Raw genomic sequence first — 8,243 nt, forward strand, 5'->3', positions numbered from 1 at the left:
GTCGGCGAGCCCCGGCCCGCCTCCCCGCGCCGGGGCGTTCCTACGCGCCGGCCGGGTCGCGCTTCGGCCGGCGGTGGAGCCGCAGGCGGCTGACGAGGAGGGCGGTGACGGCCGCGAGGACGATGAGCGGCATCTGGGTGGAGGCGTCGCGGCCGAGCAGCAGCACCGCCAGGACCGAGCCGGTCAGGGGCAGGCCGGTGGCGACCGTGGCCGCCGCCGAGATGCCCAGGGCGATCCCCGGGGCGGCCCCGAGCCCCGGCAGGCCCGAGCAGGCCACCCCGATCGCCACCCCGATCAGCACGGCCGGGAAGATCGGTCCGCCGCGCAGGCTGCCCAGGCTGATGCCCCAGGCGAGCGCCTTGCAGACGATCAGCGCGACCAGCGCGAGCACCGGGGGACCGTGCGGGTCCTCGGCCAGCCGGGCGAGCGTCGCCTGCCCGGACAGCGCCGCCTCCTCGGACGAGCGGCCGGTCAGCAGCGCGTACGCCGCCAGGCAGACCCCGACGGCCGTCGCGCACGCCAGGGTGCGCACCGCCGTGGCGTGCGCGGAGGTCCACCGGTGGGTCCGCTCCCCGAGCCGGTGCGCCACCGAGACGACCACGGCGATCAGCGCGGCCGCCGGCAGCCCCCACAGGAAGTCGCCCGCGTCCGGTGTGCTGTCCGGCGGCACCTTCGGCAGGGCGAGAGCGCCGATCGACAGCCCGGTCCAGTGGCCGAAGCCGGTGAACACCAGCGCGCCGGCCCCGCCGGCGGTCAGGCAGGGCAGCAGCAGCACGGTGAGCCGGGGCCCAGCCAGTCCGGCGGCCTCCACGACCATGACGGCCGCCACCAGCGGGCCGCCCAGGATGGTGGAGATCGCCGCGGTGGACCCGGCGGTGGCCACGACCGTCGCCATCGGGGCACTCGCCGGGTGCCGGCCCAGGGTGCGCAGCCCGAGCAGAGCGAGCGCGGACCCGAGCGCCATCAGCGGTGCCTCCGGGCCGAGGGTCACCCCCAGCGGAAGGGTCAGTACGGCCGCCGCCACCACACCCGGCAGGGCGCGCGGGCCGACGGGATCGCCGCCGAGGCCGTGCACCGGGACATGACCGCCGGCCCCGGGCAGCCGGGTGACGATCGGGGCGAGGACCAGCCCGGCGAGCGTCAGCGCGGGCAGCGGCCACCACCACGGGGGCCGTCCGAGCCCGAGCGTGTGCGGCAGTTCCCGCCACACCAGGTGCTGGAGCCAGTGCTGGAGGCCGACGAAGAAGAAACTGGCGAGCGCGATGGGCACACCGAGGCCCAGCGACAGCGCCAGCAGCCGGAGGTAGCCGCGGGTCAGCAGGGTCCGTCCGGGGTCGTCGGCCGCCGCGGACGCGGAGGACTGCCCGACCGTGCCGCTCACGCCCGCTCCACCTCCACCACCTGGCGGCGCCTTCGGCGGCGCGCGTCCGGCAACGCCGACGGCGGCCACGCTCGACGGCTCCACCGAACGGCTTCAGTAAACGACCGCCCATCCCGCCGCGCATCCCGGCGGGCGCCCGGACACAGGAGGGGCGGCTCAGTCCAGCGGCAGCCGCATGAGTGTCAGATCGAGCCGGCGGCCGAACTTGATCCCGGCCTCGCGCACCGTTCCGGCGTGTTCGAAACCGAAGCGCTCATGGAGCCGGATCGACGCCCCGTTGCCCGCCTCGATACCCGCGATCACGAGGTGGTGGCCGGCCTCGCGCGCCGCCGCGATCAGGGCCGCCAGCAGCGCGGAGCCGATGCCGAGGCCGTGCCGGCCCGCGCGGACGTAGACGGAGTCCTCCACCGTGTGCCGGTAGCCGTCCAGGGCCCGCCACGGCGCGAAGACGGCGAACCCCGCCACCTCGCCGTCGGTCTCCGCCACGAACGCCGAGCCGCGCTCCAGGTGCGCGGCCAGCCAGGCCGCGCCCTCGGCGGCCGACTGCGGGGTCTCGGTCCACAGGGCCGTCGAGTGCTCGATCGCATGGTTGCGGATCGCGCGCACCGCCTCCGCATCACCGGCGTGCGCCCGGCGCACGGTCACGGCACGGTTCCTCTCATATATTGGAAGCATGTCCAACATAGTAGATCCCCTGGTGGGGCGGATCGCGAGCCGCATCCACACCGAGCGGGAGCGGCGCGGCTGGACCCTGGCGCAGCTGGCCGAGGCCTCCGGGGTGTCCCGCGCGATGATCAACCGGATCGAACGCGGCGAGAGCAGCCCCACCGCCGTGGTGCTCGGCAAGCTGTCCGCCGCCTTCCAGCTGAGCATCGCCTCCCTGCTCGCCCTCGCGGAGGACGGGGACGCGGCGCCGGGGCCGGACGGGGCAGCGGGTGCCTCCCGCCGTACCGGCACGGCCGAGTGGCGCGACCCCGCCACCGGCTACCGGCGCCGTCAGATCACCGGCCCGGACTTTCCCGCCGAGGTCGCCGAGATCCGGCTGCCCGCCGGGGCCCGGGTGCCGTACCCGGCCGCGGCCTTCGCCTTCGTACGCCAGGTCGTCTGGGTCCTCGACGGCCGGCTGACCTTCCACGACGGCGACGAGTGCCATGAACTCGGGCCGGGGGACACCATCGAACTCGGCGACCCCGCCGAGCGCGTCTTCGCCAACACCACCGGTGCCGAGTGCCGCTACGCCGTCATCCTGGCCCGGGGCGCCCGGCCCTGAGCCGCCCCGGTCAGTCCTCGCCGCGCTGGCGGCGGATCCGGGCGGCCACCTCGTTCTGCTCCGTCTCCCACCACGGACGCACCCGTACGGCCTCGTCGTCGGACCCGGCCGCGCCGGACCCGGTCGCACGGGGTGCCGCGGGCGTCAGGTCCCGGTCCAGCCGCCGGTCGAGGGCCGCGGCCTGCACCCGCTCGGCGCGCGCCCACTGCACCAGGATCGCCAGCAGGAAGGGCAGCGCCACCAGTTCGGCGATGCTCAGCATGGCACCGCCGCCGATCTGCTGGTCGTGCGCGACGTCCGGCGACCACGACGGCGCGTGGTGCAGATACCAGGCGCCCGCGATCAGCGTGCCGTGCGTCATCACCACGAGGCCGGGCACCGCGTCGATGACGCCGTCCAGGAAGACCAGCGCCGCCCGCACCGGGTGGCTGCACCATGCGGGCAGCGCCTCCTCGCGGGTGAGCACCGGCACGACGAAGAGACAGCCGGCCACCAGCAGGTGCAGGTACATCAGCTCGTGCAGCCAGCCCACGCGCAGGGCCGTGGCGAAGTACGGCGTGAAGTAGACCGTCAGCTCGGTCGCCAGCACCAGGGCCGTACTGACCAGGGGGAAGGTGAGCAGCCGCACGACCCGGCCGGACATCACCCGCTGCACCCGCTCCGCGCCCTCGCCGGGCAGCGCCTCGATGGCCAGCCGCAGCGGATCGCCCAGGGCCAGGCCCAGCGGGGTGACGAGGTCCAGCAGCACGTTCTGCACCGCGGCCGGCCAGAACAGCTCGTGGTCGTAGACCGCGAGGCTCGACATCGTGGCCACGGCCAGACCGCCGAGACCCAGCAGCGCGAACGCGGCGGCGCGGCCCGGCGACCAGGTCCGGCCGGACCGGCGCACCCGCAGCACACCCCAGCCGTACAGGCCGCCCAGCAGGACGATCAGGATCAGCGCGGGCACATCCGGCTGCCACGACCCGAGCGCCCGTCCGAACGTCAGCTCCGGCAGGCTCCCGGCCGACAGGGCGGCCGTCGCATGACCTGACATGGAAAAGCCGCCTCCTGCTGCGGACGGGGACACAACGGACGACAGGTGACAGTAGTCCCTGATGCCACCGGCCCCGTCGGCAGGGTCCGCGAGTCACCTCCGAAAGCGGCTCCCGTCGGGCGCCCGCGCCGTCACCCGGCCTCGCGGTGCAGCACGCGGCGGGCCGCCTCGGCCTCCGCGGCCGGCGGGGACAGCTCGTCCAGCGTGTCCAGCTCGTCGTCCGCCTCCAGCTCCCGTTCCCAGGCCGCCGCCAGCTGTTCCTGTTCGGCGCGCGGTTTGGCGCCGACGGCCTCGCGCTGATCGGCGTCCAGGGCCGCCATGAATCGTCCGACCGTGTCCGTCGGCATGCCGTGCTCCTTGTCACGCGAAAGGGTCACTCTCAGCCCAGCATGGCCAATCGGGCGGGCCGCCGCCTCTCGACGGTCAGAAGGTCGGCTCCGTGCCCGGCGGCGCGGTGGTCCTCAGGTCGTGGCGGAGAACCACGCGGTGCCCAGCGACCGTCCGTGCTCCCGGGGCGTCGGCGCGGCGATCAGTCCCGGCAGGGCCCCGCGCGCCACCTCGGAGCGGTGCGCCGGCACGGCGGCGGTCTTCCGCTCCGGCCAAGGGCCGACGCCGACCGTCGCCGTGACCTGCTCGCCGGCACGCTGTGGGCCGCGTCCTGCGCGCGCCGACGACCTCCCGCGGCGCCGGGACCACCGAGTGCGGATGCGTGGCCGGACAGAGGGCGCGCCCGGACGCCGGGAGGCCCCGGGGCCCGGGTAGGGCTACGCGTGGGCGGCGAGCACGGTCACCCGGTGGGTGCGCACATGGTCCGGGTGACCCGGCGGTCCGCCGTAGGCGTCGTGGGTGACCACGACGCCCGGCCGGAAGGCGCGGATGTGCGCCACCAGCCGCCCTACCGCCTCGTCCAGCGGCGCGTCGCGGATCCGGGCGCGGCCGGGCGCCGACCACGAAACCCGCGCGTCCGCGTGACCGAGCAGCCGTTGCTCGCCCGCGCCGAGGACGCGCGGCGCCTCGGCCGGTTCCCCGGCGCGAGTGGTGCCCTCGGTCCACGTCGCGGTGACCACCCCGGTACGGGCGCCGCCGCCGCGTGCCGGGCCGGCACCCCGCCCGCGGACAGCGACCCCTCGTCCGGGTGCGCGAACACCGCCGGCAGACCCGCTACGGGCGAGGATGGACCACCTTCCTCATACGGGCCGTGCGCCGGCCGTGCGCCCGCCGCCGGCCGGCCGGCGCACGGCCAGGCTGCCCACCTCGAACGACATCTCGGTCGTCCCCGGCTCCGGGGGCGGGTGGTAGCGCCCCGCGCTCACCGCCAGGCCGACGACGAGATGGGCCCGCCAGGCATGGCCCACACCCCGGTGGTCGGCGAAGACCGAGGCGCCGTTCAGCGACCAGATCACACAGCGGGGACCGAACTCGGTGCGCAGGTCCACCCAGGCGCCGGGACGGACGGCGTCGTCGTGCAGATGGCAACTCGCGCTGCCCACCCGGTTGGTGAACTCCAGCTCGTCGGGGTTGTCCGCGTGGTACTCGAACACGTCGACCCCCCGCCCGTCGTCCCCCACGGCCCGGATGGCCGGGCAGGCGCCGGTCCGCCGGGGCAGCCGCACCCGCGCGTCCAGCACATCGCCGGGCCGCACGGTGAACCCCTCCTGGCTGCCCTCGGTGGTCAGCAGCCCCGAGTGCCAGCGGCCGTCCGGCCGGCGGGTGGCCCGGAAGACCCCCGAGCGGCAGTAGCGGGGATCGTCCACCGGACGGTCCAGCCTGTCGTCGTCCGGATGCTCCGGGCCGTCCGCGGGAGAGGGACGGGAACGGCCCGCGACCCACTGGGCGGTGGACGCGAAGTCCGCCGTGAACACCACCTCGGACGCGGCCGGAAAGCGCAACGACCCCGGTAACGGGCCGCACGGCGGCGGTTCGTCCATGCTCATCCCCATGTCGGATGTTTCACCGGCCGGCGGACGGTCATGCGTACGCGCCCCGACTCGTCGACGGGAAGTACCCGTCCGGGTGAACGGCGAGGGTCTTTCTTCCGGATCAGGCCGACTCGGGCCGACGGCACTCTCCAGCCGAGCCGGAGCGGGCCCTAAGGCTCCTGGGGCTCCTCGGCCTCGCCCGGATGCTCCGGGCGCCGGCCCCGGGGCTGCTGCGGCTCCGGACGCGCGGGCGCGGGCGGGATCGGGCGGTCCAGCGGCGCGCCGGCGGTCACGGTCACCGGCTCCCCGTGGTGGAGCACGGTCAGCGGTTCGCCGTCGACCAGCCGGTAGCGGACCTGTGCCGGACCGATGTCCACCTTCAGCCGGCGGCCGCGCAGTTGCACGGTGAACACCAGCCGGGACAGCGTCTCGGGCAGGCGGGGCGCGAAGCCGAGGACGTCGGGCCGCTCGTGGTGGCCGAGGTGCCAGCGCAGGCCCCCGAAGCCGCCGACGAGGGCGATCCACGTCCCGGCGAGGGAGGCGATGTGCAGTCCGTCGCGGGTGTTGTGCTCCAGGTCGTCCAGATCCATCAGCGCGGCCTCGCCCAGATAGGCGTAGGCCAGCCGGAGATGCCCGGTCTCGGCGGCGAGCACCGCCTGGCAAGCCGCCGACAGGGACGAGTCGCGCACCGTCAGCGCCTCGTAGTAGGCGAAGTTGCGGGCCTTGTCCTCCTCGGTGAACGCGTACGGGCACTCCAGCATCGCGAGCACCACGTCGGCCTGCTTCACCACCTGCTTGCGGTACAGGTCGAAATACGGGTAGTTGAGCAGGAGCGGGTAGTTCTCCGGCGGGGTCGCCTCGAAGTCCCAGCGCTGGAAGTGCGTGAACCCGGCCGACTGCTCGTGCACGCCCAGTTCCTCGTTGTACGGGAGCGCCATGCGGGCCGCGGCGTCCCGCCAGCCCGCGGCCTCCTCGTCGTCCACGCCGAGTTCGTCGGCCCGGTCCGGATGACGGGTGGCCGCGTCCGCGGCGGCCAGCAGATTCTGCCGGGCCATCAGGTTGGTGTACAGGTTGTCCCGGGCGATGGCGCTGTACTCGTCGGGACCGGTGACCCCGTCGATGTGGAAGACACCCTCCGGGTCGTGGTGACCGAGGGAGCGCCACAGCCGGGCGGTGTCCACCAACAGGTCGAGGCCCACGCCCCGTTCGAAGTCCCCGTCCCCGGTCGCCGCGATGTAGCGGACCACGGCCAGCGCGATGTCCGCGTTGATGTGGAAGGCGGCGGTACCGGCCGGCCAGTAGGCGGAGCACTCGGCGCCCTCGATGGTCCGCCAGGGGAACATCGCGCCGGCGAAGCCGAGTTGGCGCGCGCGTTCCCGGGCCGCCGGCAGGGTGCTGTGCCGCCAGCGCAGCGCGGAGGCCACGGCCTCGGGCGCGGTGAACGTCAGGACCGGCATCACGTACGACTCGGTGTCCCAGAACGAGTGCCCGTCGTACCCGGTACCGGTCAGGCCTTTGGCGGGAATCGCCCGGTTCTCGCCGCGGGCCGCCGCCTGGAGCACGTGGAACAGGGCGAACCGCACCGCCTGCTGGATCTGCGCGTCCCCCTCCACCACGACGTCCGCACCGGCCCAGAACCGGTCCAGGTACTCCCGCTGCGCGGCGACGAGACCGTCCCAGCCGGTGCTGACGGCGACCGCCACCGCGCCGTCCACCTGATCGTGCATGCTCGGCAGCGAGCGCTCCGCGGACCAGCCGTAGGCCACGAACTTGACCAGCCGCAGCGGCTGTCCCGGCGTCAGGTCCGCGGTCACCGTCAGCCGGCTGACATCGGCCTCGCACTGCGCCGACCACCGCGTGCCCTCCGGCCCCTCCACGATGTGGTCGGCCGCGGCGCCCACCCGCAGCGCGCTGCGCTCGGTGCGATGCACGAGGCGCAGCCGGGTGTCCTCGGCGTAGCGCTCCTCCGCCGTCAGGGGTGACTCGATCGCGGCGGCGACCCGCGGATCGCCCCCGGCACGCGGCAGTTGCTCGTTGGCGACCAGCTCGGACTGGATGGCCACCGAGGCCGGTCCGTCCTCGGGCTCCACCTGGTAGACCACCGCGGCCACCGCGCGCTGGGTGAAGGACACCAGCCGCCGCGAGGTGATGCGCACCGTGCGCCCGCCGGGCGAGGTCCAGCGGGCGGTGCGGCTGAGGACGCCGCTGCGGAAGTCCAGCACCCGCTCGTGGGACAGCAGCCGGCCGTAACGCAGATCGCACGGGTGGTCGTCCACCAGCAACCGGACGACCTTGCCGTCCGTGACGTTGATCATCGTCTGGCCGGACTCGGGATAGCCGTAGCCGGCCTCCGCGTACGGCAGCGGGTGCTTCTCGTGGACGCCGTTGAGATAGGCGCCGGGCAACCCGTGGGGCTCACCCTCGTCCAGATTGCCGCGCCAGCCGATGTGCCCGTTGGACAGCGCGAACACCGACTCGCTCTGGGCGAGCACGTCCAGGTTCAGCCCGGTCTCGCGCAGGGACCACGGCTCGACCGTGTAACTGGGATGGGTGATCATCGCGACTCCAGGAGTTCCGCCAGGTCACGCACCACCACATCCGCGCCGTGTGCCCGCAGTTCGTCCGCCTGGCCCACCC

8 protein-coding genes are annotated in these 8,243 nt (G+C 74.6%); 1 reads left to right on the forward strand and 7 read right to left on the reverse strand.

Features of this window, described 5'->3' with window-relative positions; translation table 11 throughout:
- Nucleotides 1-40: 40 nt before the first annotated feature.
- On the reverse strand, nt 41-1,381 hold the full coding sequence (locus tag FRZ03_RS06250) for a voltage-gated chloride channel family protein (protein ID WP_146464136.1): 1,341 nt from the start codon (nt 1,379-1,381) through the stop codon (nt 41-43).
- 156 nt (nt 1,382-1,537) lie between these two features.
- The gene (locus FRZ03_RS06255; protein WP_146464137.1) at nt 1,538-2,056 is read right to left on the reverse strand and encodes a GNAT family N-acetyltransferase; all 519 of its coding nucleotides are present in this window, start codon (nt 2,054-2,056) and stop codon (nt 1,538-1,540) included.
- Between FRZ03_RS06255 and FRZ03_RS06260 the strand changes: the two genes are divergently transcribed.
- Nucleotides 2,055-2,651, forward strand: a complete 597-nt coding sequence (locus FRZ03_RS06260) for a helix-turn-helix domain-containing protein (RefSeq protein WP_146464138.1) — start codon at nt 2,055-2,057, stop codon at nt 2,649-2,651. The genes FRZ03_RS06255 and FRZ03_RS06260 overlap by 2 nt on opposite strands.
- Nucleotides 2,652-2,661: 10 nt before the next feature.
- Here the strand turns inward: FRZ03_RS06260 and FRZ03_RS06265 are convergent, their stop codons facing one another.
- From FRZ03_RS06265 to FRZ03_RS06285, 5 genes are all read right to left on the reverse strand, one after another.
- Nucleotides 2,662-3,687 (reverse strand): cytochrome c oxidase assembly protein, encoded by a 1,026-nt coding sequence (locus tag FRZ03_RS06265; protein ID WP_146464139.1) that lies wholly within the window; start codon nt 3,685-3,687, stop codon nt 2,662-2,664.
- A 131-nt stretch (nt 3,688-3,818) separates the two neighbouring features.
- On the reverse strand, nt 3,819-4,034 hold the full coding sequence (locus tag FRZ03_RS06270; protein ID WP_070025006.1) for a hypothetical protein: 216 nt from the start codon (nt 4,032-4,034) through the stop codon (nt 3,819-3,821).
- 417 nt (nt 4,035-4,451) lie between these two features.
- Nucleotides 4,452-4,754 (reverse strand): PIG-L deacetylase family protein, encoded by a 303-nt coding sequence (locus tag FRZ03_RS40085; protein WP_261398621.1) that lies wholly within the window; start codon nt 4,752-4,754, stop codon nt 4,452-4,454.
- A 120-nt stretch (nt 4,755-4,874) separates the two neighbouring features.
- Complete coding sequence (locus tag FRZ03_RS06280) at nt 4,875-5,615, reverse strand: LamG domain-containing protein (protein ID WP_146464140.1); 741 nt, start codon at nt 5,613-5,615, stop codon at nt 4,875-4,877.
- Between the two features lie 161 nt (nt 5,616-5,776).
- On the reverse strand, nt 5,777-8,164 hold the full coding sequence (locus FRZ03_RS06285; protein ID WP_146464141.1) for a glycoside hydrolase family 65 protein: 2,388 nt from the start codon (nt 8,162-8,164) through the stop codon (nt 5,777-5,779).
- Between the last annotated feature and the right edge of the window lie 79 nt (nt 8,165-8,243).

It is taken from the genome of Streptomyces misionensis, from assembly GCF_007896895.1.
GTDB lineage: Bacteria > Actinomycetota > Actinomycetes > Streptomycetales > Streptomycetaceae > Streptomyces > Streptomyces misionensis_A.

Excerpts from the sequence above, each read along its gene's own strand:
- FRZ03_RS06260 (WP_146464138.1), top strand. The coding sequence starts at position 2,055 with ATGTCCAACATAGTAGATCCCCTGGTGGGGCGGATCGCGAGCCGCATC.
- FRZ03_RS06255 (WP_146464137.1), bottom strand. The coding sequence starts at position 2,056 with ATGCTTCCAATATATGAGAGGAACCGTGCCGTGACCGTGCGCCGGGCG.
- FRZ03_RS06265 (WP_146464139.1), bottom strand. The coding sequence starts at position 3,687 with ATGTCAGGTCATGCGACGGCCGCCCTGTCGGCCGGGAGCCTGCCGGAG.
- FRZ03_RS06270 (WP_070025006.1), bottom strand. The coding sequence starts at position 4,034 with ATGCCGACGGACACGGTCGGACGATTCATGGCGGCCCTGGACGCCGAT.
- FRZ03_RS06280 (WP_146464140.1), bottom strand. The coding sequence starts at position 5,615 with ATGGACGAACCGCCGCCGTGCGGCCCGTTACCGGGGTCGTTGCGCTTT.
- FRZ03_RS06285 (WP_146464141.1), bottom strand. The coding sequence starts at position 8,164 with ATGATCACCCATCCCAGTTACACGGTCGAGCCGTGGTCCCTGCGCGAG.